Origin of the sequence: Halopseudomonas xinjiangensis, from assembly GCF_900104945.1 — a bacterium.
GTDB classification, from domain to species: domain Bacteria; phylum Pseudomonadota; class Gammaproteobacteria; order Pseudomonadales; family Pseudomonadaceae; genus Halopseudomonas; species Halopseudomonas xinjiangensis.
Window position 1 is genome coordinate 2,580,126 of sequence record NZ_LT629736.1, and the last position, 26,300, is coordinate 2,606,425.

At 61.6% G+C, this 26,300-nt stretch carries 29 protein-coding genes; 11 read left to right on the top strand and 18 right to left on the bottom strand.

Features of this window, described 5'->3' with window-relative positions; all coding sequences use genetic code 11:
• The first annotated feature begins 42 nt into the window (after positions 1 to 42).
• Positions 43 to 2,124, top strand: a complete 2,082-nt coding sequence (locus tag BLT85_RS11945; RefSeq protein WP_093395060.1) for a BCCT family transporter — start codon at positions 43 to 45, stop codon at positions 2,122 to 2,124.
• A 51-nt stretch (positions 2,125 to 2,175) separates the two neighbouring features.
• On the opposite strand, the gene BLT85_RS11950 is transcribed toward BLT85_RS11945, so the two are convergent.
• The gene (locus tag BLT85_RS11950; RefSeq protein WP_093397710.1) at positions 2,176 to 2,760 is read right to left on the bottom strand and encodes a YajG family lipoprotein; all 585 of its coding nucleotides are present in this window, start codon (positions 2,758 to 2,760) and stop codon (positions 2,176 to 2,178) included.
• A gap of 166 nt (positions 2,761 to 2,926) precedes the next feature.
• Here BLT85_RS11950 and BLT85_RS11955 point away from each other — a divergent pair, with 166 nt between their 5' ends.
• A complete protein-coding gene (locus BLT85_RS11955) occupies positions 2,927 to 3,127 on the top strand; it encodes a hypothetical protein (RefSeq protein WP_093395063.1) in 201 nt (66 codons plus the stop codon).
• Positions 3,128 to 3,137: 10 nt separating this feature from the next.
• On the opposite strand, the gene BLT85_RS11960 is transcribed toward BLT85_RS11955, so the two are convergent.
• The 3 genes from BLT85_RS11960 to BLT85_RS11970 all read right to left on the bottom strand — a co-directional run bounded on the left by BLT85_RS11960 (position 3,138) and on the right by BLT85_RS11970 (position 4,585).
• Positions 3,138 to 3,428, bottom strand: a complete 291-nt coding sequence (locus BLT85_RS11960) for a PA4642 family protein (RefSeq protein ID WP_197673848.1) — start codon at positions 3,426 to 3,428, stop codon at positions 3,138 to 3,140.
• A gap of 68 nt (positions 3,429 to 3,496) precedes the next feature.
• Positions 3,497 to 3,991, bottom strand: coding sequence for a hypothetical protein (locus BLT85_RS11965; protein WP_093395065.1), 495 nt, complete (start codon positions 3,989 to 3,991; stop codon positions 3,497 to 3,499).
• 36 nt (positions 3,992 to 4,027) lie between these two features.
• Positions 4,028 to 4,585, bottom strand: coding sequence for a hypoxanthine-guanine phosphoribosyltransferase (locus BLT85_RS11970; RefSeq protein WP_093395067.1), 558 nt, complete (start codon positions 4,583 to 4,585; stop codon positions 4,028 to 4,030).
• Positions 4,586 to 4,770: 185 nt separating this feature from the next.
• Between BLT85_RS11970 and upp the strand changes: the two genes are divergently transcribed.
• Positions 4,771 to 5,412, top strand: coding sequence for a uracil phosphoribosyltransferase (upp, locus tag BLT85_RS11975; protein ID WP_093395070.1), 642 nt, complete (start codon positions 4,771 to 4,773; stop codon positions 5,410 to 5,412).
• The gene (locus tag BLT85_RS11980; RefSeq protein ID WP_093395073.1) at positions 5,412 to 6,656 is read left to right on the top strand and encodes a uracil-xanthine permease family protein; all 1,245 of its coding nucleotides are present in this window, start codon (positions 5,412 to 5,414) and stop codon (positions 6,654 to 6,656) included. The genes upp and BLT85_RS11980 overlap by 1 nt, the downstream gene beginning before the upstream one ends.
• A 16-nt stretch (positions 6,657 to 6,672) precedes the next feature.
• Here the strand turns inward: BLT85_RS11980 and BLT85_RS16960 are convergent, their stop codons facing one another.
• From BLT85_RS16960 to BLT85_RS12010, 6 genes are all read right to left on the bottom strand, one after another.
• The gene (locus BLT85_RS16960; protein ID WP_093395075.1) at positions 6,673 to 7,083 is read right to left on the bottom strand and encodes a type IV pilin protein; all 411 of its coding nucleotides are present in this window, start codon (positions 7,081 to 7,083) and stop codon (positions 6,673 to 6,675) included.
• A gap of 10 nt (positions 7,084 to 7,093) precedes the next feature.
• Complete coding sequence (locus BLT85_RS11990) at positions 7,094 to 10,054, bottom strand: PilC/PilY family type IV pilus protein (RefSeq protein ID WP_093395078.1); 2,961 nt, start codon at positions 10,052 to 10,054, stop codon at positions 7,094 to 7,096.
• Positions 10,035 to 10,532 (bottom strand): pilus assembly PilX family protein, encoded by a 498-nt coding sequence (locus tag BLT85_RS11995; RefSeq protein WP_093395081.1) that lies wholly within the window; start codon positions 10,530 to 10,532, stop codon positions 10,035 to 10,037. Before BLT85_RS11995 ends, BLT85_RS11990 begins: the two co-directional genes overlap by 20 nt.
• Before the next feature lie 17 nt (positions 10,533 to 10,549).
• Positions 10,550 to 11,332, bottom strand: a complete 783-nt coding sequence (locus tag BLT85_RS12000) for a PilW family protein (protein WP_157718176.1) — start codon at positions 11,330 to 11,332, stop codon at positions 10,550 to 10,552.
• Complete coding sequence (gene pilV / locus BLT85_RS12005; protein ID WP_093395085.1) at positions 11,329 to 11,790, bottom strand: type IV pilus modification protein PilV; 462 nt, start codon at positions 11,788 to 11,790, stop codon at positions 11,329 to 11,331. The genes BLT85_RS12000 and pilV overlap by 4 nt, the downstream gene beginning before the upstream one ends.
• Before the next feature lie 138 nt (positions 11,791 to 11,928).
• Positions 11,929 to 12,891, bottom strand: coding sequence for a 2-hydroxyacid dehydrogenase (locus BLT85_RS12010; RefSeq protein ID WP_093397715.1), 963 nt, complete (start codon positions 12,889 to 12,891; stop codon positions 11,929 to 11,931).
• A gap of 64 nt (positions 12,892 to 12,955) precedes the next feature.
• Here BLT85_RS12010 and BLT85_RS12015 point away from each other — a divergent pair, with 64 nt between their 5' ends.
• Positions 12,956 to 13,600 carry a LysE family translocator gene (locus BLT85_RS12015; protein WP_093395087.1) on the top strand — a complete coding sequence of 215 codons (645 nt, stop codon included), beginning with the start codon at positions 12,956 to 12,958 and terminating at the stop codon, positions 13,598 to 13,600.
• A gap of 6 nt (positions 13,601 to 13,606) precedes the next feature.
• On the opposite strand, the gene hemH is transcribed toward BLT85_RS12015, so the two are convergent.
• Both hemH and BLT85_RS12025 read right to left on the bottom strand, forming a co-directional pair.
• Positions 13,607 to 14,629, bottom strand: a complete 1,023-nt coding sequence (gene hemH, locus BLT85_RS12020; RefSeq protein ID WP_093395089.1) for a ferrochelatase — start codon at positions 14,627 to 14,629, stop codon at positions 13,607 to 13,609.
• A gap of 21 nt (positions 14,630 to 14,650) precedes the next feature.
• Complete coding sequence (locus tag BLT85_RS12025; protein ID WP_093395092.1) at positions 14,651 to 15,553, bottom strand: TIGR01777 family oxidoreductase; 903 nt, start codon at positions 15,551 to 15,553, stop codon at positions 14,651 to 14,653.
• A gap of 160 nt (positions 15,554 to 15,713) precedes the next feature.
• On the opposite strand from BLT85_RS12025, the gene BLT85_RS12030 reads away from it, so the two are divergent.
• From BLT85_RS12030 to BLT85_RS12055, 6 genes are all read left to right on the top strand, one after another.
• Entirely contained in the window at positions 15,714 to 16,691 is a 978-nt protein-coding gene (locus BLT85_RS12030) for an NAD(P)/FAD-dependent oxidoreductase (RefSeq protein WP_093395094.1), read from the top strand.
• Entirely contained in the window at positions 16,681 to 16,878 is a 198-nt protein-coding gene (locus BLT85_RS12035; RefSeq protein WP_093395097.1) for a TIGR02450 family Trp-rich protein, read from the top strand. The genes BLT85_RS12030 and BLT85_RS12035 overlap by 11 nt, the downstream gene beginning before the upstream one ends.
• A gap of 81 nt (positions 16,879 to 16,959) precedes the next feature.
• Complete coding sequence (locus tag BLT85_RS12040) at positions 16,960 to 17,922, top strand: YbgA family protein (RefSeq protein ID WP_093395099.1); 963 nt, start codon at positions 16,960 to 16,962, stop codon at positions 17,920 to 17,922.
• Between the two features lie 9 nt (positions 17,923 to 17,931).
• Entirely contained in the window at positions 17,932 to 18,828 is an 897-nt protein-coding gene (locus BLT85_RS12045) for a MerR family transcriptional regulator (RefSeq protein WP_093395101.1), read from the top strand.
• A gap of 2 nt (positions 18,829 to 18,830) precedes the next feature.
• Positions 18,831 to 20,240: a deoxyribodipyrimidine photo-lyase gene (gene phrB, locus BLT85_RS12050; RefSeq protein WP_093397718.1), complete on the top strand. Its 1,410-nt coding sequence runs from the start codon at positions 18,831 to 18,833 to the stop codon at positions 20,238 to 20,240.
• Between the two features lie 114 nt (positions 20,241 to 20,354).
• Positions 20,355 to 20,891: a DUF2878 domain-containing protein gene (locus tag BLT85_RS12055; protein ID WP_093397721.1), complete on the top strand. Its 537-nt coding sequence runs from the start codon at positions 20,355 to 20,357 to the stop codon at positions 20,889 to 20,891.
• 22 nt (positions 20,892 to 20,913) lie between these two features.
• Here the strand turns inward: BLT85_RS12055 and BLT85_RS12060 are convergent, their stop codons facing one another.
• From BLT85_RS12060 to hemA, 6 genes are read right to left on the bottom strand one after another with little or no spacing between them, the layout of a single operon-like run.
• Positions 20,914 to 21,441, bottom strand: a complete 528-nt coding sequence (locus BLT85_RS12060) for an acyloxyacyl hydrolase (protein ID WP_093395104.1) — start codon at positions 21,439 to 21,441, stop codon at positions 20,914 to 20,916.
• A 47-nt stretch (positions 21,442 to 21,488) separates the two neighbouring features.
• The gene (murI, locus tag BLT85_RS12065) at positions 21,489 to 22,277 is read right to left on the bottom strand and encodes a glutamate racemase (protein WP_093395106.1); all 789 of its coding nucleotides are present in this window, start codon (positions 22,275 to 22,277) and stop codon (positions 21,489 to 21,491) included.
• Complete coding sequence (locus BLT85_RS12070) at positions 22,270 to 23,037, bottom strand: molybdopterin-synthase adenylyltransferase MoeB (RefSeq protein WP_093395108.1); 768 nt, start codon at positions 23,035 to 23,037, stop codon at positions 22,270 to 22,272. Before BLT85_RS12070 ends, murI begins: the two co-directional genes overlap by 8 nt.
• Positions 23,027 to 23,866 carry a peptide chain release factor N(5)-glutamine methyltransferase gene (gene prmC, locus BLT85_RS12075; RefSeq protein ID WP_093395110.1) on the bottom strand — a complete coding sequence of 280 codons (840 nt, stop codon included), beginning with the start codon at positions 23,864 to 23,866 and terminating at the stop codon, positions 23,027 to 23,029. The genes BLT85_RS12070 and prmC overlap by 11 nt, the downstream gene beginning before the upstream one ends.
• Positions 23,863 to 24,948, bottom strand: coding sequence for a peptide chain release factor 1 (gene prfA, locus BLT85_RS12080; RefSeq protein WP_093395112.1), 1,086 nt, complete (start codon positions 24,946 to 24,948; stop codon positions 23,863 to 23,865). Before prfA ends, prmC begins: the two co-directional genes overlap by 4 nt.
• Positions 24,945 to 26,225: a glutamyl-tRNA reductase gene (hemA, locus tag BLT85_RS12085; protein WP_093395115.1), complete on the bottom strand. Its 1,281-nt coding sequence runs from the start codon at positions 26,223 to 26,225 to the stop codon at positions 24,945 to 24,947. Before hemA ends, prfA begins: the two co-directional genes overlap by 4 nt.
• Between the last annotated feature and the right edge of the window lie 75 nt (positions 26,226 to 26,300).

The following is a 26,300-nucleotide window of genomic DNA, read 5'->3' on the forward strand; positions in this document are numbered from 1 at the left end:
GTCCGCGACGATTCGCTTCGAAACGACCAGAAGGAAACTTCAATGACGGCCAACAACCCAGCATGGAAGTCGACGATTCTCGTCCCGGTCTTCGCTCCCGCAGTCATCGTCACGCTGCTGCTTGTCATCGGTACCATCGCCAATCCCGAGCTGGCTGGCCAGGCCTTCTCGGCTACGCTTGGCTACATCACCCGCACCTTCGGCTGGTTCTACATGCTGGCGGTGGCAATTTTTTTGGTATTCATCGTGCTCGTGGCCTCGAGTCGATGGGGGAACATCAAGCTGGGCCCGGATCATGCTGAGCCGCAGTACAGCTTCCCCGCCTGGTTCGCCATGCTGTTTTCGGCCGGGTACGGTATCGCGCTATTGTTCTTCGGCGTTGCCGAACCTGTACTGCACTATGCGTCGCCGCCAGTCGGTGCTCCGGAAACGCTGGACGCCGCGAAACAGGCGATGCAGATCGCCTATTTCCACTGGGGCTTTCACATATGGGCGATATACGGTCTGGTCGGGCTGGTTCTAGCCTATTTCTCGTTCCGCCATGGGTTGCCACTGTCCATGCGCTCTGCGTTGTATCCATTGATCGGCGAGCGCATCCACGGACCCATCGGCCACGTCGTAGACGTATTCGCCATTCTCGGCACGCTGTTCGGTATCGCTACCACGCTGGGGTTGTCCGTCGCGCAGATCAACGCGGGGATGAATTACCTCTGGCCCAGCATCCCGGTCGCCACCTGGGTGCAGATAGTGGCGATCGCTGTCATCACCGGGCTCGCGCTTATATCCGTGGTAGCCGGCCTGGACAAGGGGGTGAAGAACCTCTCCATCCTCAACATGGTCCTTGCCGTTGCACTGATGCTGTTCGTGTTCATCGTCGGGCCGAGCATCTTCATTCTCGAAGCCTTTCTGCAGAACACCGGCAGCTACCTGAACAACATCGTCGAACGTACTTTCAACCTGCAGGCGTATACGCGCAGTGACTGGATCGGCAACTGGACACTGTTCATCTTCGGCTGGACCATCGCCTGGGCACCCTTCGTCGGCCTGTTCATCGCCAAGATCAGCCGCGGCAGAACCATTCGCCAGTTCGTCTTCGGCGTGATGTTCGTGCCGACCATGTTCACCTTCCTGTGGTTCGCGATTTTTGGTGATACCGCGCTGCATCTGATCATGAACGAGGGATACACCGCGCTTATCGGAGAAGTACAAAACGATACCGCCATTGCCCTGTTCAAACTCTACGAACGCTTGCCACTGACCAATATCGTCTCGTTCATCACCGTGATCCTGATCGTGACCTTCTTCGTCACCTCTTCGGACTCAGGCTCATTGGTCATAGACTCGCTGGCGTCCGGCGGGGCAATGGTTACACCCGCCTGGCAGAGAGCATTCTGGGCCATTCTCGAAGGTGCGGTAGCCTCCGCACTGCTGTTGGCTGGTGGTTTGAGCGCGCTTCAAACGATGACCATCGCCAGCGCTCTGCCGTTTGCGATCATCATGCTCATCGCCGCAGTCGGAATGTGGCGAGCCTTGGTCATTGAACGACATCAGGACGCGAGTCTGCGCCATCACATGCAGGCGTCACGCACTGCCAGCGGGAACCTGTGGAAGAAACGCCTGGCTGGCATCGTCAACTTCCCGGAACATGAGGCGGTGCAACGCTTTATCGAAACCACGGTGAACGAGAGCATGCAACGCCTGGCTCGCAATCTGGAGACGCAAGGCTGGCCGGCAAAGGTGAGCTACGACCCGGATCTGGTGCGCTCGTACATCGAGGTGATCAAGCCCGACCAGCTGGACTTCATCTACGAGATCCGCCTGCGCGAGTATGCTCGGCCGTCGTTTGCCTTCCCGCAGATCGATCCTGGCGACAGTCGCGAAGCGAGCTACTACCGTGCGGAAGTGTTTCTGCGCCGAGGCGGTCAGACCTATGACATCTACGGTTATGACCAGCAGGAGATCATCAGCGACATCCTCGATCACTTCGAGCGCTACCTTCACTTTCTGCACATCTCGCCAGGCTCGCTGCCGTGGAATATGGCCGAGCATGACGAGATGCTGCACCAGCCACTGCCTCCGGACGCCGCTGGTTCCACAGTGGGCGAGGATCCACCGAGGGCATGAACGAAAAAAAGCCAGGCGATGCCTGGCTTTTTTATTTCATCGCGATCACATTCAACGTTGCAGAATCTGCACAATAGCCGGATCGCGGAACACGCGAGTCAAGGCATCGCTCATCACTTCGGTAACCAGCTTGGTATTGGTCGCCTGATTGGGTGCGTAACCGAAACGATGCTGGGCCGATGCGTTGTAGCGGCCACGGTAGTTTTCGTTCAGCGAGCGCGCCTCGGCAGCGAAGGTAGCGCTGATATCAGCCTGGGTCACGTAGGCACCGTCGCTTGGCGAGCGGTAGTTCAGCTCCGCCAGATTGACGGTCAGCCGATTGGCGTTCGGCGTGCCCTCGGCGACCACGACAAAGCCCAGTTGCCGGACCGCCTGCTCGACCTGCTGGCGAATGTTGGCAAGGCTCTGCTCGGTGAGAGTGAGGTTGCTGGAATCGGGATAGATACCGCCGCGGGTGCCGAGCACCTTGGAAGGCCTGGTGTCCTGAACCACGACTACCACTGGCTGGTTGCGCGCGACGGCGTTGAGCGGAACCTGGACCTGAGGCTGCACATTGAGTTGCTGAGGACTATGAGCACAGCCCACCAGCGACATCGCCAGCACACCAAGGATCAGCACACCCACACGGTTCAACATGGTCAAGGCACTCCTGGAAAAACGGTTGGACAGATCGTGCGCCCGCGGCGCAGTAGGCTGCACAGCATAGCCCGATTCGCTCTTCCAGCCCAGCGGTGAGCGTGTCATCGCAATGCCATACAAGGCGCGGACAATCGCAGCAACAACCGACCAGAATGGACTGGCAATGCTCTGGAAACGCAGCAAGCCGCAACGATGTTTCGCTCAGCTCGATGCCAGCGGGCGCTGCATAGCCTTCTGGGTACTCCCGCAGCCACCGGCGTCGGGCAAATGGATGGAAGTCAGCGATGCGGACCCACGCTGGATCGGACGACAGCTGCACAACCTGACTGCCACCACCCTTCCTGCGCGGAGCGCGCGGCCCTGACCGGCTAGCGTTAACGCGCCCCCGCCGCCTCCAGCGCGGCTACGTATTCTTCGCCGCGCGAATGCTGGCGGACCGTATCGAGGAAGGTCTTGCCTTCGCGATCGGTCGCATTGAGGTCATAGCCCTCGGCCTTGAACATCACCAGGAAACGTTCGAAATCCTCGATCCGCAAGCCGCGGTAGGCGCGGGTCAGGATGTGCTGTTCCACCGACTCGTCGGCGTACGGACGTGCGTTGAGAAACGCGGCGACCTGCTCGTCACTCATCGGCTCGCCGATCACTTTCTGTTTGTCTTTACGCACAGGCACCTCGCTGGCTGCAATCGAAAGCGGAGATTGTAACGAGCCGGCCGTGGCGCCACCAGCGTTAGTCAACGACGGACCGCTACCGGCCCGCTGTGAATGTCCGACCAGACCGTGCCGTTCGCGTAGAAGCGGGCCTGCACATAGTGGGGACCGGGGCGGGAAAACAGCGTCATCAGCGTATCGAGCTGCGCCGCAGGCAGGTAGAGCATGAGCGTCTCGCTTGATCGGTCCAGCCGTGCCGGCAATACGCGGCCCCCAGCGTCGATCAGGTTCACCTGAGCCCGGCTGACCTCATTGCCCCCGGCCAGAGACCGGCCCTCAAGAAACAGCCAGGCCGAGCTGCCTTGCGCTCCGGGGATTGCCTGAGGAATGGTCTCGTTTCCAAGCGTCAGACGATAACTGGTGATCTCGATCAATACCTGCTCGGGACGGTCCTGACGATTGCCGTAAACGTCCGGCGGAAGGAATGCATCATGGGGCAAGCGGACCTGTTCGGCCGCACCGGCGGTTCCCAGCGCAGCCAGCAACATGGTCGTCAGCGTAATACGTTTAATCAACATACTGCCTGGCCCTCCCCGGCCCGGACCACGGCTCGCTCAATGGCCCTTGAGCGCGAAGATGCCGTTGGCGTTGCGCCAGTAACCTTTGTAATCCAGTCCAAAACCAAAGATGTAACGGTCCTCGACGTCCAGGCCGGTGAAATCGGCGCGCATGCCCGCGTAGGCCTTGCGATCATGAACTTTGTCGAGCAGTACCGCAGTGAGCACCTGTTTGGCGCCAGCGTCACGGCAATATTCCACAATCGCCGCCAGCGTATGTCCCTCGTCAAGGATGTCATCGATGATCAGCACGGTACGGTCGACCAGCGAATGCTCGGCCCGCGCTTTCCAGAACAGCTCACCACCGGTGAGCTTGTTGCGATAGCGCGTCGCATGCAGGTATCCAACTTCCATCGGAAAATCCAGGCGGGTAACCAATTGACCGGCGATGATCAGACCACCATTCATCACGCTATAGACGATGGGATTGCTGTCGGCCAGTTGCTGGTTGATGGACACTGCCATCTCGTCCATGGCGGCTTCGACCTGCTGCGCCGTGAACAGGCAATCAGCCTCGGCCATTACCTGCTTGATGTGTTCCAGATCAACCGACATGAGATTCTCCAGTGGGTGCCGCGAAAAAGGGGCGAAAAATACTGAGCTTGTCGGGCAAACGCAAGCGCACGCAAGGTCGGTCGTCGTTTATCAAAGACCAACCGCTTCCTGGCGCTCATGGCAAAATTTGCTGCGAAACCCTAAGCTATAGGCCGATCTATGGCCCTGCACGAGAACGCCCCCTGATGAACGTCAAAGAAATACGCCATCCGCTAATCCGTCACAAGCTGGGCCTGATGCGCCGGGCTGACATCAGCACGAAAAACTTCCGGGAACTGGCGCAAGAAGTCGCCTCTCTGCTCACCTACGAAGCGACCCAGGACATGGCTGTCGAAGAGCATAGCATCCAGGGATGGTGCGGCGAGGTGCAGGTCGAGAAGCTCTCGGGCAAAAAGGTCACCGTCGTGCCGATTCTGCGCGCAGGGTTGGGCATGCTCGATGGCGTCCTCAGCCTGATCCCCAGTGCCAAGGTGAGCGTAATCGGCCTGGTACGCAACGAGCAGACGCTCGAAGCCGATACCTATCTGGAAAAGCTCGTCGGCAACATGAATCAGCGCCTGGCATTGATCATCGACCCGATGCTTGCCACCGGCGGCTCCATGGTTGCCACCATCGACATGCTCAAGCGAGCCGGTGCGCGCGAGATTCGCGCGCTGGTGCTGGTCGCAGCGCCTGAGGGCATCGCGCGAGTCAACGCCACGCATCCCGACGTACAGATCTACACCGCGTCGATCGACGAGCGCCTGAACGAACACGGCTACATCATTCCCGGCCTCGGCGATGCTGGCGACAAGATTTTCGGAACCAAGCAGAAGGACGTTCAGTGATGCAGGACATCCAGACCACTGGCTGGCGCAGCGCACTGGCCGGTTCGCAAATGCTGTTCGTCGCGTTTGGCGCCCTGGTGCTCATGCCGCTCATCACCGGCATGAACCCCAGCGTCGCGCTGTTTACCGCCGGCATCGGCACACTGATGTTCCAGTTCATTACCCAGCGTCAGGTTCCGGTCTTCCTGGCCTCGAGCTTCGCTTTCATCGCGCCGATTCTTTACGCCAACCAGACCTGGGGACTGCCGGCTACGCTGGGCGGTCTGCTTGCCGCGGGCCTGGTCTACATTCTGCTGAGTCTGCTGGTCTGGTGGCGCGGGCCGGGGTTCATCCAGAAGCTGCTGCCGCCTGTTGTGGTGGGCCCGGTGATCATGGTGATCGGTCTGGGGTTGGCGTCAGTCGCGGTGAACATGGCGATGGGCAAGGCCGGCGATGGCAGCGCTCAACTGGTCGAATACAATACGGCCATTGTCATTTCCCTGGCCTCGCTGATCACCACCATCATCGTCGCCGTATACGCGCGGGGCATTTTCCGTCTGGTGCCGATTCTCGCCGGCATCCTGGTCGGCTACTCGCTGTCCTGGATCCTCGGCGTAGTCGATTTCAGCGGCGTAGCTCAGGCGGAATGGGTGTCGGTGCCCGGTTTCGTGACGCCTGAATTCCATCTGGCTGCCATTCTGTTCATGTTGCCGGTGGCGATCGCTCCGGCGATCGAGCATATCGGTGACGTGCTCGCCATCGGCTCGGTAACCGGCAAGGACTATATGCGCAAGCCAGGCCTGCAGCGCACCCTGCTCGGCGACGGGATCGCCACCTCCGCCGCGGCCATGTTCGGCGGACCACCCAATACCACCTACTCGGAGGTGACGGGCGCGGTCATGCTGACCCGGAACTTCAATCCGAACGTGATGATCTGGGCGGCGGTATTCGCTATCGGCCTGGCCTTCGTCAGCAAGTTCGGCGCGATCCTGCTGAGCATGCCGGTACCCGTCATGGGCGGCATCCTCTGCCTGCTGTTTGGCTCGATTGCGGTAGTCGGCATGAACACGCTGACCCGTCATCAGGTCGATTTTTCCCAGGCGCGCAACTTATGCATCGTCTCGGTGACGCTGGTGTTCGGCATTGGCGGCCTGGTCATCGGCAACGAGTCGGTCAGTCTGCAGGGCATCAGCCTGTGCGGTGTCGTGGCGATTATTCTTAACTTGATTCTCCCCGCCGAACGCGAACCGGTTCACCCCGCCTGAAGGCAACCTGTCCGCCTCAGCGGCGCCAGCATTTGGCGTCGCTGGGCGAACGCCGGCCGACCTGGTCCAGCGAGTAGTTAGCGCAGAGGTCCCCCGCCATCATCCCGCCCGACTGAGCCGTCGCACTGATCGAGTAGCTTTGGCTGTCCGCTACCAGCGACAGGTTGTATACCGGCGTACCCGTGACCGGAGCTTGTGATACCAGACCGCTGACAGCACCGGCATCATAGGCACCGTGGCGGGTGTAGTGTCGCTCTAGCAGTTGCGCGTTCTCGAGCATCAGCGCAGTGACTTCCGCGCGCCGGGTTTGCCGCACGTGCTCGATGTAACTCGGATAGGCGATCGCTGCGAGAATCCCGACGATCGCCACGACCACCATGACTTCGATAAGGGTGAAACCTCTGTGCTGGTTGTCGTGCATCTTCATGGCTCCCTCCTCACATCAACTGGCGCCACATGATGCGGCTGAGCTCACAGCGGCTGTTGCCAACCACCGACGTGATGCCGTCCGAGCCCGGCAGCAGATAGTATTCATCCCCACAATCAGGCGGTGGTGGGCAATCGTCCCCGGCGCAACCGCATTGCTCGCCCTCCGCGCAGTCAGGCTCTTCGGGTGGCCTTCTCACCAGGTTCAGTCTGCCTGGCAGGCCGATATCCAGATCCACTCCGGCGGCCGGGTCATCGTTTCCATCGACCACTCGATCGCCATTGGTATCGATAGTCGCGCTAGGCAACATGCCGCCGGAATAGATATCCAGTACCATCAGCCAGCCATCGCCCGTGGTAACACAGGGGTCCGCGCCGGTATCGCGGATCAGCCCGGTCGTGAAGATGACTCGGCTTCCCTGGGTAATGAAGTCTCGCGTCACCCGCTCGCCGGTATTCACCCCGCCCTGAACAAGCGGCAGCATCCATCCGCTTTGCGAGTGCCAGTCGACCCGGTGCTGGCTTACTGACCTGAACGACTGGTCCTCGCGCCGTTGCTCATTGATGGTTTGCCCCAGCAGGTCGTCAGCCTCAAGACCGCCGGCGCCACCAGGCCGGTCCCATACTGCGTAGAAGGCCTGCGTCGACCGGTCCGCCAGGTCGGAGGCCTCAAGGAATTTGCCGGTACCGAACAACAGCAGATGACCGCCCTGAGGGTGAGCGACGATTTGCGGCTGAACGGTGATCGGCTGGCCAGCGTGGGCAGTGAACATGGGGACCCCAGCATGGCCGACGGACCAATCGTCGAGATCGCCGACAAGGTCGAAGCGCCATAGCCGACCTGTCAGGTCACCAGCATAGGCCGCTACCAGATTGCCTCCGGCGTCGGTTACCAGTTGGGGAGTGGAGAGACCATTGCCGCCCGGCTCGCCCACTTTCAGGCGCTTGAGCTGGTCTCCGGTGATGGCGTCGAGCACGTACAGCACCGCCTGACCACTCGACCCACCGTAACCGTTGCCGGTAATGATTACCCAGCGCCCGCCTGTCTTTGCGAGCAGGGGCTTGGCATAGGTAAAGCCTAGATCGCTCCAACCCTCGTCATCCGCATTGACCTCCCACAGGGCACCCAGCGCGCTGTTACCGTGGATCTGGTCGAACAGTCGAAGCCCGAACAGACCCTTGCCACCCGCACCCATGCCGCCTACCGCGATAGTGTTCCAGCTGTCATGTGTTTCGACATCCCCCAGGATGATTGGGCCATCCATTCCCGATTCATGCGTGGGACCGAAATCCAGCCTGGCTCGGTTGCCCATATGTCGATGCATCGCCGCCGGCAGAAAAGCATAACGATGCTCGCCGTTGACGGCTCCGATCACATGCACCAGACCATCATTGGCGCCGGTGACCAGCGAAGCGGTCATCTCGCGGCGTTTGATCGCAAGATAGACGGCATAGCCAGGCTCATCAGGTGGAGCCAGCACACCGGTCGGGCTGGCCAGTTCAAGCGGTGCGGCAATGATGTCGCCGAGCAGGACGTCTCGATGACGTAAACCGGCGACAGACGTTCCCCTTGTCCAGTCGAGCAACTGCTGTCCGATGCCGTCACCCTCGAGGCCGGCTATGCTCGCCTCATGCTCGATCAGCCTTCGCTGGCTTTGCGACAGTCTGCCGTAGGTGGATGCGTCGAGCGCGACGACCCCAGCCCGCCCGGTTGTGTCTGCCTGGCGCCATGTCTGGTACAGCTGAGCTCTGTTGGTCGTGCGCAACGTCTGGTCCGTACTCCAGAGTTGCTGGCCGAGCACCCCTTCTTCATCCAGGCGGTAAGCCTCGACCGCTCCGGTCCAGCCGTCGGGGTCATAGCGTGTCCGGTAGAACGACGAATCGGCGCTGAGCTCGGCTGCGCTGCTGATGCCACCACCACCGGAGCCGGACGCAGCGTTGATTTCCTTCAGGGCGTCGTCTAGCGCGGCGGTCAATTCAGCGCTGCTGGTCGCGGTGTAGTAATTGCCATTTCCAGCCTGCGCAACGCTACGCAAACGCGGGTCATCGACAGCGAAACCGACTGCATAGGTGCGCATGTTCTGTAGCGGGAACTGCGGGTCATCGAAACTAACCCCCGCGTGGTCAGTCAGTCCAGGCGCTCCATCAGCGCTGCGCAGGTCGGTGTCGTAGGCGAACGCGGCGATGTCATCCAGGTAGAACGTGCTTCCTTCTACGGACACATCGTCGCCATCGCTGTCACCTTGGCTCTCGCCGTCCCAGTCAGGCAGATTGAACGAACCGGCCACCTGCAAGTTATCTCCATCGCCATCCTCCTGCAGGCTAGACGGGAACTGACTGTCATAGGTTGGCAGGCCGTCTGTCAGGACAAGGCCGAAGCTTCGCTGACAGCGATACTCGACAGGGCTGTCGAACCGCTCTCGACTTCCGGAAGATGTTGATTGGGGATAGAAGGCCCGCATGCCACGCATGTACCGGGTCACTTCATAGTACGTCTCGGCCAGCGGCGTATAGGTGAAACTCTCTGCAGCGCTCGGCGCGACGCCTTCAAGCGTGGACTGGATCCGAGCGAAGCGCTCCTCCCCTCCTTCTTCGCCTGCCGCCACAGAGCCGACTTCGACTGCCAGGCGGCCACCCGGTGCATCGCGGTTGCGGCCGGAGCCCTGCGTGTCGCGAAACATGAACAGCCCGAAGCGCACGTTGCGATTGCCCGAAATCAACTCCTGCGCCGCATGCCGGGCCACTTCCAGACGTGTCTGCCCGGTACCCGGCACGCGGTTGAGAACCATGCTGGAAGAATTGTCGAACAGCATGACAACGTTTGGCGGCACCGCAGTGTTTGCCAGGATCGGGCCGCTCAAGGGAGAGAATGCCTGCGCTGCGCTGGCACAGCCGAGCGTCAGCGTTACGCCAGTCAGGAGCCCGACCCAGCGGTCCAGGCGCGCAGGACGTTCAGATGATGGTATGAGCATAGGTCGCCTCCAGTACGGTCCTGGTCTGCCCGCGGAAGCTGACTACCAGGATGCGATAGAGCTCGCCCGGTGCCTGGCTGCGAGTATTGGCCGGCGCCAGCGCGCTGCCCAGCGCAACAACGCGGTACCACACGTCCATCTGATTGGTCGCCTCGCTTCGGGGAACCGAAACCCAGCCGCTTCCCGGCGACCCCCGATGATCGATATCCAGCGCATTATCGGAGAGGTCACACTGTTCCGCCGCGCAGGGGGCAGCGATGCTGTGCGGAGCGCTGGCAAGCGCTTGTTCGGCAATACGCAGCCCGGCTTCGGCCGCCTGGAAGCTGTCGTTCTTGATCCTCGCGTTCGCCGCCATCCGCTCCTGGCTGGTTGACGCCTTGATGCCGGCCACGCTGCTCATGGTAAGCAGCACCAACAGCATCAGGCTGACGATCAGCACTGTGCCCTGCTGCCGCGTTCGCGAAAAGGTATTGTCCATCGGCTCTCCTTGTTGCCTCAGTTCGTCCGGTTGCGCAATGTCGCGACCAGCGAGTAGGTCGCAGCGCGGACATCACCCGCATCCGGATCATCGGGATTGTCGCTGAGCTGTAGTTCGAGCCGCACACTGCGGACTCGTGGGAAATCGGTGGGGTCGATCGCGCTGACGTAGGCACCGCTGACGTGTGCTTCATCAACGGTTGCCGACAGCCCGAACGAAACGTTCAGCGCCACCACGCCGTCGATGAGTGTCTCCCGGTTGCCGCTGCCGTTGAGCCGCGCGCGGACGCTATGCTCCTGCACCGAATATTCCAGTTGGCGGATCGGGATGAGCACATCGCCGGGCCGTACCGGAACGTCTTCCGTGCCGATGCGCAGGTCTTCCGCGGTCCGGCAATTGGTGATGAGCAGCCAGCGCGCGCCGAAGTCGCTGGCGCTACGTGTGCTGGCTACGGAAAATCGCTGAGCGTGGGGGACTGCGGTGAGGATGGTCAGCGTGCCGTCGGAATAGGCGATGGGTTGCGCAAACGCGCTCGGGACGCTGGCGGCCACCGAAGCGGGCAAGCGATTCAGGTCGAGACAGCCGAACATGTTGACCATGCGTAATTCGCGCGCCATGCGGTTGAGCAGGAAGCGTGCGTTTTCCTGCATCGTCGAGGCGCTCTGCTGAACCACGAAGCTGTGCTTGGCACCGATGAAGATCTGCGTGACGCCGAGTATCAGGATCACTCCGAGCGCCAGCGCGATCATCAATTCGATTAACCCAAAGCCGCTCGCGCCGCGGACGTCCGCGCGGATCACGGCCCGGCCCCGAGGCGGGTTGATATCACTAGCTGGGTATCCGGTTCGTCAGGCGCGATGCGCGCCTCCGACCAGCCCACCGTGACAGTAGCCTGATTGCCCGCTACCACGATGCTGCCGGCTCCCTTTGGTAGCTGGCAGCCGACCGCCGCAGCGAAGTCGCGCCGATCCTGCGCGCCGAGCTCCGTGGCCGGCTGCGGATCGCTGCAGCCACTAACGCTCAGTCCGGCGTAATCTTCGATATCGTCGGCGTTGGCGCGCAGCCGATCAAGCATGTCGTAGGCAATGAAGCTGGCCTGGGTCGCATGCGCTGCACCCGCGTTATAGCGCAACGCTGCGAGTTGTAGCTGGGCAGCGCCCAGCACGCCAGCAGCCAGGACCAGAACGGCTATGAGGACTTCCAGCAGGCTGACACCAAGCTGGCGTCGCGCAGCAGGCGACGAAAAAAATCGAGGCATGTTGCTCTTCCGTGAGTCTGCGATTGAAGCAGCCGACTACGAAACAGCTACGTTTTCCTTGGGGGTCGAAGCTTAGTGGTCGAAGCTTGGCGAGACATCACCCGAACGGGTGATGTGCCATGAACTGTGAACCAGCCCTCAACTGACGACGCGGCGCGGTTCCGAATGCGTGAACGACTCGAGGTTTTCGGCCAGCTGGTTGACGATCGTTTGCCGCGCTTCGCGGCTTCCCCAGGCGCTGTGCGGCGTGACAATCAGATTGTCCACATTCGCCTTCAGCAACGGATTGCCGTTGCGTGGAGGCTCTTCAGTCAGCACGTCGAAAGCAGCCCCAGCCAGATGACCGCTGCGCAGACTGGCGACCACCGCCGCTTCGTCAACCAGCCCACCCCGCGCAGCATTGATCAGGAAGCTGCCTGCCTTCATCCGCGCCAGCTCCGGTGCGCCGATCATCCCCCGCGTCGTCTCGGTCAGCGGGCAATGCAGGCTGAGCATATCGACCTGCGGCAACAGCTCGTCGATGGATGGACGCCTGGCACGCTCGCGGCCGGGCAGCGCTCCGACGATTACCCGCATATCGAATGCTTCCGCCCGTCGCGCAACGGCCTGGCCCAGCTCGCCGTAGCCGAGAATGCCCAGCGTGCGCCCCGCCAGTTCACCGATCGGGAAATCGAGCAGACAGAACTGGCTGCTGCGCTGCCAGGCGCCGTCGCGTACGGCCTGGCGATACGACTCGAAGCGGGTCACCAACACCAGCATCAACATCAGCGTGTGCTGCGCCACGGCCGAAGTCCCATACGCCTGGCAATTGCACACGGTAACGCCCCGCCGGCGCGCGGCATCGAGATCGACATTGTTGGTACCGGTGGCGGCAATCAGGATCAGCTTTAGCTGCGGGCAAGACTGCATCACCGCCTCGTCAATTACTACCTTGTTGGTGATCGCGACCTGGTGGTCGCCAATGTGCTCGGCGACCTGTTCGGCGGTGGTGGTGTCGAACTGCGCGAAGCTTGAAGCAGCCCTGACTAGAGGCGCGAGATCGAGATCGTCACGATCCAGCGTGGAAAGATCGAGGAATACCGCTGATAGGCTGTTTGCCATGGTCACTGTGCCTGTCTTGCCGATGTCAGGCCGTTTAGAATGGTCGTTTTGCTCGGAGCCGTCCATGTATCTGGAAGAATTTCTGTTGGTTGCGCTGGTGCATCTGCTGGCAGTCATGAGCCCTGGGCCGGACTTCGCCGTGGTCATTCGCAACAGCGTCAGCCTGGGCAGGCAGACCGGCCTGATGACGGCGGCAGGCATCGGTACGGGCATACTGATCCACGTTGCCTATTCGCTGCTCGGCATCGGGCTGATCGTGTCGCAGTCGGTGTGGTTGTTCAATCTCATGAAATGGGCGGCGGCGGCGTATCTGCTGTATATCGGCCTGCGGGCGCTGCGCTCGCAACCTCAGGTACTTAACACCGAGGGCAGCCGGATCGATCCTCTGTCACCGCGCCGCGCCTTTACCCAGGGCTTCATTACCAACGGACTGAACCCGAAGGCGACCTTGTTCTTCCTGTCCTTGTTCACCGTGGTGATCTCGCACGACACACCGTTGCCGGTGCAAGCCGGTTATGGGCTGTATCTGGCTTTCGCTACCGGGGCCTGGTTCTGCCTGGTTGCCGTACTGTTCAGTCATCCCCGGGTGCGTCGAGCGTTTTCGCGCATGGGGCACTGGTTCGATCGGGCAATGGGATTGGTGCTGATCGGCCTGGGCATCCGCCTGGCGCTGTCGCAGTGGCTTGAGCGAAGCGACCAGGCACTCTGAAGCCGGCTAGGCTGCAGTCGGCTCGGTCCGACACCACTGGGCCAGGGTCTCGATCCAGTGCGGATGGTCGTTCAGACAGGGAATCAACACGAGCTCCTCGCCGCCGGCTTCGATGAACTGTTCGCGCGCCCTGTCACCGATCTCTTCGAGCGTCTCGATGCAGTCGGTGACAAACGCCGGACACATTACCAGGAGCCGCTTGACGCCCTGCGCCGCCAACTCATCAATCCGCGCATCAGTGTAAGGCTCGATCCACTTGGCCCGGCCAAGTCGTGACTGGAACGCCTGAGACCATTGCCCGTCAGCCAACCCCATTCTTGCCGCGAACTCCTTGGAAACCGCCGTGCACTGAGCGCGGTAGCAGGTTGCATGGGCTACCGAAGGGCGGTCGCAGCAGTCCGGATAGTTCAGACAATGATTACCGGTGGGATCTGCCTTGCGCAGATGGCGCTCCGGCAGCCCGTGATAGCTCATCAGCAGATGATCGAAGGGTTGCTCGAAGTACGGCCTTGCACTGGCGACCAATGCGTCCATGTAGCCGGGACGGTCGTGGAACGCAGGAATCACCGTGAGCCGAACGCTGAGTCCATGCTTGGCAATGACGCGCTCGGCTTCGCGAACCGAAGTCGTGATGGTGCTGTCGGCATGCTGCGGATATTGCGGGATGAAGAGGATTTCGCTGACTCCGGGACGCGCCGCCAGTGCCAGCATCCCTCGTTCGATGGACGGCTCGCCATAACGCATGGCCAGTTCCACCGGCATATCGAGCTTGGCTTGCACCGCCTGCTGCACGCGGCGGCTCAGTACGACCAGTGGGGAGCCCTCATCCCACCAGATCGAAGCATAGGCTTCAGCCGACTGTTTCGGCCGGGTGGCCAGGATGATACTTACCAATAACCGCCGCGCAGGCCAGGGCAGGTCGATTACGTAGGGGTCCATCAGGAACTGGTTGAGGTAGCGACGGACATCCGCCACCTCGGTGCTGGCAGGGGAGCCCAGATTAACCAGCAATACCCCGCGTGCGGACATGTACTACCTCTCTCATGTTGATCAGTGTTTCGAGTCGAGTACGTCGTTCAGCGCGGGCTCGAGCTCGGTGAAGCGGAAAGTGTATCCGCTTTCCAGCGCCTTGCGGGGCACTGCATTCTGCCCGCCGAGGAGCAACTCGGCCATCTCGCCCAGCCCCAGCTTGAGCGCGGCAGACGGCAGAGGAAGCAGCGCCGGACGATGCAACGCCCGGCCCAGCTCTCGCGCGAACTCACGATTGGTGACCGGATTCGGGGCAGTCGAATTGAACGGGCCTCGGCATTGCTCGTGAGTAAGCAGATGCCGAATGATGCCCACTTCGTCATGCAGGTGCACCCAGGGCATGTATTGTCGCCCCGAGCCGATCGGCCCACCCAGCCCCATGCGAAACGGCAGCAGCATCTTCTGCAAAAAGCCGCCATCAGGCGCCAACACCAGTCCGGTGCGGACCTGACACACCCGTATTCCATGGGCGGCTGCGCGCTGCGCGGCAGTCTCCCAGGCGTCACACAACGTGTGGGTGTAGCCTGCCTTTCCGGGATGTGTTTCGTCGATGATGGTGCTGCCGGTGTTGCCGTACCAGCCAACCGCCGAACCACTGATCAATACAGAGGGCTTCCTGGGTAGCGTTCCCAGCCAGGCGACCAGCTGTTCGGTCAGCGTGACTCTGCTCGCCCACAACTCGCCCTTGCGAGCCGAGGACCAGCGCTTGTCGGCAATCGGGGCACCGGCGAGGTTGATTACCGCATCGGGGGCGTCATCGTTCAGCTCAGTGAGAGTCTCCACACCACGGACCTTTGCACCGCAAAGCGCGGGAACCTGCTGCGGCCTGCGCGACAGCACAGTAACCCGGTGCCCGTCCGCGAGAAAGCTTCCGCACAGCGACCGGCCTATCAGGCCGGTACCACCAGTCAACAGAATATGCATGTGGGACTCCTCGCTTGCAGCGGAACGAAATCATGCCACCGTTAACGTAACAGGCTCACGGCCGCCGAACTTGAAGTCAGTTCGCAGATCGGCAATGCTATACATAAATACCTGTATGTACAACTTACGTATAAATCAAACATTATCTATCGGGAAACCTATGAAATCGCTTCGCATCGCCATCATCGGCGCCGGTCTGGCCGGGATCAGCGCCGCACGAACGCTCACCGGCAAGGGTCACTCCGTGGAGCTTTACGACAAGAGCCGGGGCAGCGGTGGCCGCATGAGCAGCAAGCGTACCGAATTCGGCGAACTCGACATGGGCGCGCAGTATTTCACCGCCCGGGACCCGCGTTTTCGTCACGAACTGCAGCGCTGGCTGGATGCCGGCTGGGCTGCCGAATGGTCTCCCAAAATGTATCGGTTCGACGACGTCGGGCTCGCTGCCTCGCCTGACGAACAAACTCGCTATGTGGGGTCGCCCCGGATGACGGCGTTGTCCCGTCATCTGCTCGTAGGCCTCGAATTGCAAAGCGGTGTACGTATCGTCGAACTGCAGCGCAACGATGAGCAGCACTGGAACCTGATGGACGATGGCGGTCGAGCATACGGTCCTTTCGACCGCGTCCTGGTTGCCACTCCTGCCCCCCAGGCGGTTCCGTTGTTGAAGGCGTCTCCCAACCTGGCCCAGGCCGCTGCGCAGGTACGTGTCGCGCCATGCTGGACGGTGGCTTTATCGTTTTCACAACGGTTAGCAACGGACGTTGAAGCCTGCTTCGTTCGCCATGGACCGCTGGACTGGGTATCTCGCCATCTCAGCAAACCGGGCCGTTCCGGCGCTGATAGCTGGATCATCCAGTCGAGTGCCGACTGGGCCACGGAACACGAAGCCACCGGCGCAAATGATGTCACCCAGCAACTGACCGAGGCCTTCGCTCAAGTGCTCGGGCTGAATCTGCCTGAACCCGACCAACGCATGGCCCATCGCTGGCTCTACGCCCGCTCTGTGGAACCCTGCGCATGGGGTGCTCTGGCGGCGCCTGAGCTGGGCTTGTACGCCTGTGGCGACTGGTGTCTCTCGGGACGCATCGAGGGCGCCTGGTTGAGTGGGCGGCAGGCGGCGGACAGTGTCGTCTAAGCGCGCTCCTGCCCATCGGATCAATCCGGCCAAGCTACTGCATTCGAAATGGACCGCGGTAACGCCGGCCAACCGCGAACGCCACTTCATGGTGGTCAAGGAACATGTAGACGATCTGGAACGGGTGATGGATGTCGACTGGCGCCAGCTGACCAACCTCGATACCTGGATCCCTGGCTGGCGATGACCACGCCTTCGCTTGTACAAATGCATAGCTCGTGTAGAATTTTATTGTACAAGTACAACGTTTTGTATAAGAGAGGTTTCCATGGACCCCCAGACGCCAGCCCGCATACCGATCGGAATCAGCGATTGTCTGACCGGCAGCCCGGTGCGGTTCAATGCCGGGCACAAGCATTCGTCCCTGTGCACCGAACAGCTAGGCCAATGGTTCGAGCTGGTGCCATTCTGTCCCGAGATCGCTGCAGGCCTGGGCACACCGCGCCAGCCGGTTCGCCTGGTGGGCGAGCCTTCCGCTCCCCGTGCCGTGGGGACGCGAGACGCAAGTATGGAGATCACCGAGCAATTACTGGCCTACGGCGAGACGGTGGCGGCGACGCATCCCCATCTCTGTGGCTTTATTCTCATGCAAAAATCGCCGAGCTGCGGTATGGAGCGGGTCAAGGTCTATCAGGACAACGGCCAGCCTGCACCGCAGACCGGTAGCGGGCTGTTTGCCAAGGCGCTGATGCAGGCCAATCCCTTGCTGCCCGTCGAAGAAGAAGGCCGTCTGCATGACCCGGTGCTACGAGAGAACTTCATCATGCGCGTGATGGTCATGGCGGCCTGGAAGCAGCTGGGCGAGGACGGCCTCACCCGGGTCCGGCTGATCGAGTTTCACTCTCGCCACAAATACCTGCTCCTGGCCCACGATCCGGACGCTTATCGCCGGCTTGGCCGGCTGCTCGCCAATTTGCGTGACTGCGATCTGCAGCGGCTGGCCGAGGACTACTTCGCCGACCTGATCCTTTCGTTGAAGCGCAAGGCCAGTCGTCGCTCACACAGCAATGTGCTCGAACATATCGTGGGACACTTCAAACGTGCCCTGGCAGGCCATGAGAAGTCGGAGATGCAAAGTCTCATCGAGCAGTACCGACTCGGGATGGTCCCGCTTGTCGTCCCGGTCACCCTGCTCAAGCATCATCTGCTCAACCATCCTGATGCCTACCTGGACAGCCAGGCGTATCTGCAGCCTTATCCAGCCGAGCTGAGCCTGCGCAATGCGATCTAGGAAAGCTGCATGAACATGCCAAGCGTCGATCTGCTGCCGATCCGCGAAGTTGCGCGCCTCACTGGCGTTACCGCCGTCACCTTGCGCGCCTGGGAGCGGCGCTACGGGTTGGTTCAGCCCCATCGCACGCCCAAGGGGCATCGTTTGTATACGCCAGACAATGTCGAACAGATCCAGACCATCGTCGCCTGGCTGGGGCGTGGCGTAGCAGTCAGCCACGTGCGCGAATTGCTGAGCCGACCCAACGTGTCGCTCGATCTTGACGATTCGCCCTGGGGCGAATGGCGCCGGGGCTTGCTCGAAGGCCTGCTGGGATTCGATGCCGAGCGAGCCGATCGCGTTTACAACCAGGCGATGAGCAGCTATCCCATGCAGCTGGCCTGCGAGAGATTGCTTGAACCGGCCATCGCTGACCTTGAGCTACGCTGGAACGGTCAGTTTGGCGACGCGGTAGAACGTGCCTTCGCCTGCACCTGGCTACGCGCCCGGGTGTCCGCGCGCATCTATCACAACAACTGCCTGCAGCCCGGCGAATCGGTGTTGCTGAGTAACCTCTCCGAAGATTCCTGCCAGCCGGGCTTCTGGCTGCTGGCTGCCATGCTCAGCCAGAGCGGGCGCCGCGTCGAGCTGCTGGACTGGAGCATTCCAGTTGCTGAACTCGGGCTGGTAGCCGAGCGACAGCCATTGCAGGCAATGGTGCTCTACGGCAGTCAGGCGCTCACTAACGAGCAGCTACGACGGGAGCTTCCGGCACTTATGCAGCAAGCCAACCTGCCAGTCTATTTCGCCGGGCCCGCTTCGCTGATCCATCACACTGGGTTGCAGGCACTGGGTATCGTGCCCACCGGCGAATCCCCCTGTGGCGCCTATGCCTGGGTCAATCAGGAACTGCGAGAGCTTTCTTGAGCATTCATCTGTGCTGGCTGCGCAACGATCTGCGCGTACATGACAACACCGCTCTCTGGCGAGCAAGCCAGCGGGGACAGGTGGTCGCTGTGTATCTGATCACGCCGGCGACCTGGAGCGAGCATGAGGAGGCAGCCAGCAAGGTCGATTTCTGGCTACGCAACCTGACCGAGCTGAGTCGCGAACTGGGCGAACGCAACATCCCGCTAAGGCTGGTCGAGGTGGAGCACTGGCGCGATGCGCCGCGAGCCCTGATCAAGCTGGCCGAAAGCATGCAAGCGTCGAGCATGTCATTCAACGACGAGTACGGCGTGCATGAACAGCTGCGCGATCAGGCGGTGGCCGACGCCTTCGCCGAAGCGGACCTGGATTGCCAGCGTCATGTCGATCAGACGTTGTTCAGGCCAGGTACCCTGCTGACCCAGTCCGGAAGCATGTACAAGGTGTACAGCCAGTTTCGCAAGCAGGCGTACAGCGCATTACATCGTCAACTCCCGGCCTGCTTGCCTGCGCCCGAGCGCCAGCAACCGCTTTACATGGCATCGGATCCAGTCCCCGAGCGGGTAAAAGGTTTTCAGGCAGTCTCTGAAGTCATTCGCACACTGTGGCCCGCCGGGGAGCACGCCGCCGCTGACCGGCTCGCGCTATTCACCGAACACCTGCTCGAAGACTACGAGGACACCCGGGATCGGCCTGACATCGACGGCACCAGCCGGCTCTCGGCCTACCTGGCCAGTGGCGTGATCTCGGTACGTCAGTGCCTGCACGCTGCGATCGGCCACAATCTCGGCGAGTTCGATTCGGGCAAGCCCGGCGGGGTGAGCTGGATCAACGAGCTGCTGTGGCGGGAGTTCTACAAACACATCCTGGTGTGTTACGCACATGTGTCCCGCGGCGAAGCGTTCCGCGCCGAATATCAGGACTTCAACTGGCGGCACGACCCCGAAGGGCTCGAAGCCTGGCGGACCGGTCGTACCGGGATTCCGATCATTGATGCGGCCATGCGTCAGATGCTGGCCACCGGATGGATGCATAACCGCCTCCGCATGCTCACCGCGATGTTTCTCTGCAAGAACCTGCTGATCAACTGGCAGGAGGGAGAACGCTGGTTCATGCGCCATTTGATCGATGGCGATCTCGCTGCCAATAACGGCGGGTGGCAATGGAGTGCGTCGACAGGCACCGACTCGGCGCCCTATTTCAGGGTATTCAATCCCGCCACCCAGGCGCAGAAGTTCGACCCGGACGGGAGTTTTATCCGCGAGTGGGTGCCCGAGCTGAGCTCGCTGTCGCCGCGGGAAATACATCAGCCGCTCTCCCCGGCACGGCTCGCCGAACTCGGCTATCCGCAGCCGATCGTCGATCTCAAAGCCAGTCGTCAGCGAGCCATTGCTGCTTTTCGCGGAGCCTGAATATCGTCTACCGATGAGTTCGCCAGCCCGCGATCGACGCAGGATGCTTTATCATGAGCCATGATTGAAGAAGCGGACGGGAAACCGCTGCCAGAACGAGCGAGAGTAGATGAAATGCCGGCAAAAATGATCGTCAACGCCCTGCTGTTTCAGATCGGCTGGTTCGCTTGCTTGCTGGGCGGTACGTCCTGGTGGCTCTTGCTGCCACTGGCGGTTCTCGTGGTGCACTTTACCTGGATCAGTTCCTGGCGAGACGAAGGCAAGCTGGTGATCACGGTCATGCTTGCCGGCGGCGCGCTGGACTCTTTTCTGCTGCAGATGCATCTGTTCCGCCTGCCAGGCGACCCTGACCTGGTCCCGCTTTGGCTGTTGCTGGCCTGGGCGCTGTTCGGTACCACGTTGAACCACTGCTTGATCTGGGCGCGCCGAACCTGGTGGCTGACGGCCTCGACCGGTGCGATCGCCGGCGCGTTTGCCTACTGGGTTGGGGCGCAACTCACCGATTTCCGTCTGGGACTCGGCACGACCAAAACGCTGGCTATCGTTGCGCTGATCTGGGCGTTCCTGCTTCCGCTGCTGCATGGCTTCGCCAGGATGTATCGCCAGCAGCAGCGTCTGCGGAAACTGCAGGATGAGCAGGGCCTGAGCTAGGCCCTGCTCGCGAGGTCGGATGTCAGATGGGCAGCCGGTAGTACAGCGTTGCGTTCTCGATGCCCTGGTTAGGCTCTTTCAACCCGGCATTGGAGTAGTGAAAGATGCGCACGCCGAGCTCCGAGCCACCGCCGAACCGCAACCCTGCACCGAGCCGGTCTTCGAAATGAAATCGCGAGCCAAGGTCCGGATCGCCATTGTTGATGCTGCTGCGGGTGAAGTACGCCGCCCCTACGCCCAGTTCGAGGAAGGGAGTCATTGCACCGCCCTGTCCGAACTCGAGCCGCAGCACCGGTGAAACGCCGACACTGGTGGTATCGAGACCGCTCCAGCGCACCACACCCGCATCCCAGTACCCGCCGAGACGGACATTACGCGACTGCGTTTGCCAGAGGGTCGTGCCGAAGTCGAACTGGGCCGAGAGGCGATAGGTGTCGGTCGATTCTGAGCTGCGACCTGCCTCAAGGGTGATGCCGTCAATTGCATGGGCCAGGGGGGTAAAGCTGGAAACTACCAACGTACAGCCAAGTAACAGACCGCGTTTGTTCATGGATTGTGTTCCTTGCGTCATGATTCCTGCCGGGTCGCCCCGTACCTCTAAACGGACAACCGTAATACCGCTGCGTTCCCGCCCCACAAGGCGGGAAGCGCGCGCTCAAGCGCCTCTGGCTCGCCGCTCGACCAGAAGCGGGCCGACCGAGATGGCCCTTGCGCGAGCATGTCACGCTCGCCCAGACGAGCCGCTACCTGCCGTGCCACTGCGGCGCCGGTGTCGATGATCACGACGCCTTCGGGTACTAGTGTCTGCAACACCGGTCGAACGAAGGGATAGTGGGTGCAACCGAGAATCAGCGTATCGCAACCCGCCTCGACGAGGGGAGCGCTGAAGCCGAGCAGCAACTGCTCCACCCGTGGCCCGGCCAGCTCCCCTGCTTCGATCAACTCGACCAGCCCCGGGCAGGGCTGAGTGTGCACTCTGACCGAGCCGGCGAACCGATCAAGCAGCGCTGCAAAGCGGGCGCTTTGCAGCGTACCTGTGGTAGCCAGCACGCCTACTGCTCCGCTACGAGTCGCCGCCGCTGCCGGCTTGACCGCCGGCTCCATTCCGATGACGGGCACCGTGAAGCATTCCCGCAAATCGGCCACCGCGGCCGCCGTAGCGGTATTGCACGCCACAACCAAAGCCTTCACCCCCTGCTCGAGCAGAAATTCGCTGATGGCCCGGCTGCGCTGGCGGATATAATCGGGCGACTTTTCACCGTAGGGGACATGGCCGCTATCAGCCACGTACAGCAGCGATTCATCAGGCAAGAGACGCTCAATCTCCCGCAATACGGAAAGCCCGCCAACGCCCGAATCGAAGATACCGATAGGCGCGTTACGCATCGCTCGTCCGACCGGCACAGACGGCACAGACGGCACACGCCGGATCGCGACGCAAACGCATTTCTCTGAACCGGGAGTCGAGCGCATCGATCAGCAACAGGCGTCCAACCAGTGGCTCGCCGAACCCGACAATCAGCTTGATCGCCTCAAGCGCCTGCAGGCTGCCAACCATACCGACAAGAGGCCCGAGTACTCCGGCTTCACTGCAGCTCAACGTCGTCTCATCGCCCGTTCCGTACAGGCACTGATAGCAGGGGGATGAGTCGAGACGCGGATCGAAAACGCTGAGCTGGCCCTCGAGCCGGATCGCAGCGCCAGATACCAGCGGCTTGCGGGCAGCGAAGCAGGCGCGATTGACGGCCTGGCGGGTAGCGAAATTATCCGAGCAATCGAGGACGACGTCCGCCGAAGCGACTGCCTCGTCCAACTGCTGATCAGCAAGGGCGAACGGCAACGGCACGAGCTTCGTCTGCGGGTTGAGCGCCGCGATACTCTGCACCGCCGAGTCGACCTTTCTGTGGCCGATGCTGCCGGCCTGATGGATGATCTGTCGCTGAAGATTGGTCAAGTCGACCTCATCGGGATCGGCCAACAGCAGCGTGCCGATCCCGGCAGCAGCCAGGTACAACGCCGCTGGCGAGCCCAGACCGCCGAGACCGACGATCAGTACCCGCGCCTGGAGCAACGCCTGTTGACCGGCCACGTCGACCTGCTCGAGCAGGATCTGCCTGCTATATCGCAGCAGCTGATCATCCTGCATGCCAGTATCCTCCGGTTACGCGTTGATGGCCGCCGATGTCGCGGCGACTGAAGATACTCTGGAAGCCTCGACTGTCCAGCAGCGAGGCGACCGATTCCGCTTGATCCCAGCCATGCTCCAGAAGCAGCCAGCCGGACGCGCTGAGAAATGCGGGTGCCTGCCCGATGATTCTCCGAATGTCATCGAGCCCGTCCGGCCCGCTGACCAGCGCCGAGGCCGGCTCGAAACGCACGTCGCCCTGCCCCAGATGCTCGTCGTTCTCAGCGATGTACGGCGGGTTGGAAACGACCAGATTGAAGCGTGCGGATGGATCGAGCGCGCCGAACCAGTCGCTGAGTACAAAACGAGCATTGCGGGCGCCAAGCCGTCTGGCATTGCTCGTCGCGAGCTGGACCGCATCGTCTACGCGATCGCAGCCTAGGACCTGCCAACCAGGTCTCTCGCCAGCCAGAGCCAGTGCAATCGCACCAGTGCCGGTACCCAGATCCAACACTGTCGCCTCGGCCGGCAGCGCCAGATCGAGTGCCGCCTCAACCAGCGTCTCGGTGTCGGCACGCGGGATCAGTGTCGAGGGGGCTACCTCGAGATCGAGATTCCAGAAGCCCTGCCGGCCGAGCAGATAGGCGACAGGTTCGCCTGCCCTGCGCCGGGTGACGAGCTGCGAGTAGCGCTGCAGCTCATCAGGCTTCAGTGCATGTTCCGGCCAGGTGCGCAGGAAGCTGCGGGGCTTGTTCAGAACATGAGCCAGCAGCAGCTCGGCATCGAGCCGCGGACTCGATGAGTCCGGTAACTCGACCTGCGCCAGCAGAGCCGTTACGGTCGCGCTCATCCCTGGTCCAGAGCTGCCAGTTGGTCTGCCTGATATTCACGCAGCAGCGGATCGATGACGTTGTCCAGATCGCCCTGAACGATTTGGTCCAGGCTGTACAGCGTCAGATTGATGCGGTGGTCGGTCAGGCGTCCCTGCGGGAAATTGTAAGTACGAATGCGTTCGGATCGATCCCCCGAGCCCACCAACTGGCGACGCGTGTCGGAGATCTCCCGCTCCTGCGCCTCGCGCTGGCGGCTGACCAGTTTCGACTGCAGCAGGCTCATCGCCTTGGAGCGGTTCTTATGCTGAGACCGCTCTTCCTGACACTCAACCACGATGCCGGTCGGCAAGTGGGTCAGGCGAATCGCCGAGTCGGTCTTGTTCACGTGCTGGCCGCCGGCGCCGGAGGAGCGATAGGTGTCCACGCGCAGGTCGGCGGGGTTGATTTCGACCGCCGCCTGCTCGTCCATCTCGGGAAGGATCGCCACGGTGCACGCAGAGGTATGAATACGTCCCTGCGACTCGGTCTCCGGTACGCGCTGCACGCGATGGGCACCCGATTCGAATTTCAGCTTGCCGTAGACCGACTGGCCTTCGACCCGAGCGATGACTTCTTTATAACCGCCATGCTCGCCCTCGTTTTCCGAGAGCACTTCCACGCGCCAGCCCTGACGTTCGGCGTACCGTGAATACATGCGAAACAGATCGCCCGCGAAAATTGCTGCTTCGTCGCCGCCAGTCCCGGCGCGAACCTCCAGGAACACGTTGCGCTCATCGTTGGGATCGCGCGGCAGCAGCAGTCGATTGAGCTCGACTTCGAGTTCCGCCTGCCGCTCGCTCGATTCGCGGAGATCCTCTTCGGCCATCTCGCGCATGTCCGGATCGCTATCCTTAAGCAAGCTCCGCGCTTCGGCCAGGTTGGCCTCGACCTTGCGCCACTCGACATAACAACGGACGGTCGACTCCAGATCGGCGTATTCCTTGGAATAGGCACGGAAGCGGGTCTGGTCGCTTATCACCTCCGCGTCGCTCAGCAGCGCGGCCAGTTCTTCGAAGCGTTCGCTCAGGGTGTCCAGACGATTCAGCAGAGATGCCTTCATGATTTGCCTTGTACGGAATGCGTGTCTTCGTCCAGGGCGAACAGCTCCTGGGCCAGCGTCAGCGCCTCGGCGCGCCCTTCGGCGCTCATCTGCTTGAGCTGTACGCTGGGGTCGTGAAGAAGTTTGTTGGTCAGCGAGCGTGCCATTTCCGCCAGCACAAGTTGCGGATCAGTACCCCGTTCGAGACGGGCCTGAGCCTTCGCCAGTTCCTGGTCACGCAAATGCTCGGCCTTCTGGCGGTAGCGACGCAGCACGTCCACCGCGGCAAGCGCGCGCAGCCGCTGCATGAATTCGTCCGTGCCGAGATCGATCAGCCGCTCTGCGGCCTCGGCTGCCCCCTGGCGCGAACGCAGGTTCTCTTCGATCACCTCGTGCAGGTCATCCACGCTGTACAGATAGACGTCCCTTAGGCCACCGACTTCCGGCTCGATATCGCGTGGCACGGCAATGTCGACCATGAACATCGGGCTCCGCTTGCGTGCCTTCAACGCCCGTTCCACCGCACCCTTGCCGAGGATAGGCAACGGGCTGGCGGTGGAACTGATGATGATGTCGCACTGCGCCAGCACATCAGGAATCTGATTGAGCAGGATCGCCTGACCACCCAGTGGCTCGCTAAGCAGCTCGGCACGCTCCAGGGTGCGGTTGGCGACGATGATCTTCTGCACGCCCTGTTCATAGAGGTGGCGGGCCACCAGCGCGATGGTCTCGCCAGCGCCTATCAGTAATGCCGTGCTGCGGCGCAAGTCGGAAAAGATCTGACGGGCCAGACTGACCGCAGCGAATGCCACCGACACCGGATTCTCGCCGATCGCGGTATCGGTACGGACCTGCTTTGCGGTGTTGAAGGTGCTCTGGAACAGCCTGTCCAGGTACGGACCGAGGGTCCCGGCAGTGCGCGCCGACTGCCAGGCATCTTTCATCTGGCCAAGGATCTGCGGCTCCCCCAGCACCATGGAATCAAGCCCGGCAGCCACCCGCATCATGTGGCGAACCGCACCGGCATCACGATGCAGATAACTGCAACGAGCCAGCTCCTCGACAGTCATACCGTGAAAGCGGGCAACCCACTCAACAACCGCGTCGGGGTTCGGATGATCCTGCGAGAGATAGATTTCGGTGCGGTTGCAGGTCGACAGGATCGCCACTTCCTGTGTCAGGGTATCCTCGCGCAATTGCTGCAGCGCGTCAGCGAGCTGATCGGGGGCAAACGCCACCCGCTCACGCACCTCTACTGCTGCAGTCTTGTGATTGATGCCGAACGCGAGAAAGCCCATGGCGCCTCATATACCCGACGACGCGGGTGAGAAAACATGCAATTGTCCTATGTAAGGCGATACCGATCAATTCCC

Coding starts and splice junctions, on each gene's coding strand:
- BLT85_RS11945 (WP_093395060.1), top strand. CDS start 43: ATGACGGCCAACAACCCAGCATGGAAGTCGACGATTCTCGTCCCGGTC.
- BLT85_RS11950 (WP_093397710.1), bottom strand. CDS start 2,760: ATGTTGAACCGTGTGGGTGTGCTGATCCTTGGTGTGCTGGCGATGTCG.
- BLT85_RS11955 (WP_093395063.1), top strand. CDS start 2,927: ATGCTCTGGAAACGCAGCAAGCCGCAACGATGTTTCGCTCAGCTCGAT.
- BLT85_RS11965 (WP_093395065.1), bottom strand. CDS start 3,991: ATGTTGATTAAACGTATTACGCTGACGACCATGTTGCTGGCTGCGCTG.
- BLT85_RS11970 (WP_093395067.1), bottom strand. CDS start 4,585: ATGTCGGTTGATCTGGAACACATCAAGCAGGTAATGGCCGAGGCTGAT.
- upp (WP_093395070.1), top strand. CDS start 4,771: ATGAACGTCAAAGAAATACGCCATCCGCTAATCCGTCACAAGCTGGGC.
- BLT85_RS11980 (WP_093395073.1), top strand. CDS start 5,412: ATGCAGGACATCCAGACCACTGGCTGGCGCAGCGCACTGGCCGGTTCG.
- BLT85_RS16960 (WP_093395075.1), bottom strand. CDS start 7,083: ATGAAGATGCACGACAACCAGCACAGAGGTTTCACCCTTATCGAAGTC.
- BLT85_RS11990 (WP_093395078.1), bottom strand. CDS start 10,054: ATGCTCATACCATCATCTGAACGTCCTGCGCGCCTGGACCGCTGGGTC.
- BLT85_RS11995 (WP_093395081.1), bottom strand. CDS start 10,532: ATGGACAATACCTTTTCGCGAACGCGGCAGCAGGGCACAGTGCTGATC.
- pilV (WP_093395085.1), bottom strand. CDS start 11,790: ATGCCTCGATTTTTTTCGTCGCCTGCTGCGCGACGCCAGCTTGGTGTC.
- BLT85_RS12010 (WP_093397715.1), bottom strand. CDS start 12,891: ATGGCAAACAGCCTATCAGCGGTATTCCTCGATCTTTCCACGCTGGAT.
- BLT85_RS12015 (WP_093395087.1), top strand. CDS start 12,956: ATGTATCTGGAAGAATTTCTGTTGGTTGCGCTGGTGCATCTGCTGGCA.
- hemH (WP_093395089.1), bottom strand. CDS start 14,629: ATGTCCGCACGCGGGGTATTGCTGGTTAATCTGGGCTCCCCTGCCAGC.
- BLT85_RS12025 (WP_093395092.1), bottom strand. CDS start 15,553: ATGCATATTCTGTTGACTGGTGGTACCGGCCTGATAGGCCGGTCGCTG.
- BLT85_RS12030 (WP_093395094.1), top strand. CDS start 15,714: ATGAAATCGCTTCGCATCGCCATCATCGGCGCCGGTCTGGCCGGGATC.
- BLT85_RS12040 (WP_093395099.1), top strand. CDS start 16,960: ATGGACCCCCAGACGCCAGCCCGCATACCGATCGGAATCAGCGATTGT.
- BLT85_RS12045 (WP_093395101.1), top strand. CDS start 17,932: ATGAACATGCCAAGCGTCGATCTGCTGCCGATCCGCGAAGTTGCGCGC.
- BLT85_RS12055 (WP_093397721.1), top strand. CDS start 20,355: ATGCCGGCAAAAATGATCGTCAACGCCCTGCTGTTTCAGATCGGCTGG.
- BLT85_RS12060 (WP_093395104.1), bottom strand. CDS start 21,441: ATGAACAAACGCGGTCTGTTACTTGGCTGTACGTTGGTAGTTTCCAGC.
- murI (WP_093395106.1), bottom strand. CDS start 22,277: ATGCGTAACGCGCCTATCGGTATCTTCGATTCGGGCGTTGGCGGGCTT.
- BLT85_RS12070 (WP_093395108.1), bottom strand. CDS start 23,037: ATGCAGGATGATCAGCTGCTGCGATATAGCAGGCAGATCCTGCTCGAG.
- prmC (WP_093395110.1), bottom strand. CDS start 23,866: ATGAGCGCGACCGTAACGGCTCTGCTGGCGCAGGTCGAGTTACCGGAC.
- prfA (WP_093395112.1), bottom strand. CDS start 24,948: ATGAAGGCATCTCTGCTGAATCGTCTGGACACCCTGAGCGAACGCTTC.
- hemA (WP_093395115.1), bottom strand. CDS start 26,225: ATGGGCTTTCTCGCGTTCGGCATCAATCACAAGACTGCAGCAGTAGAG.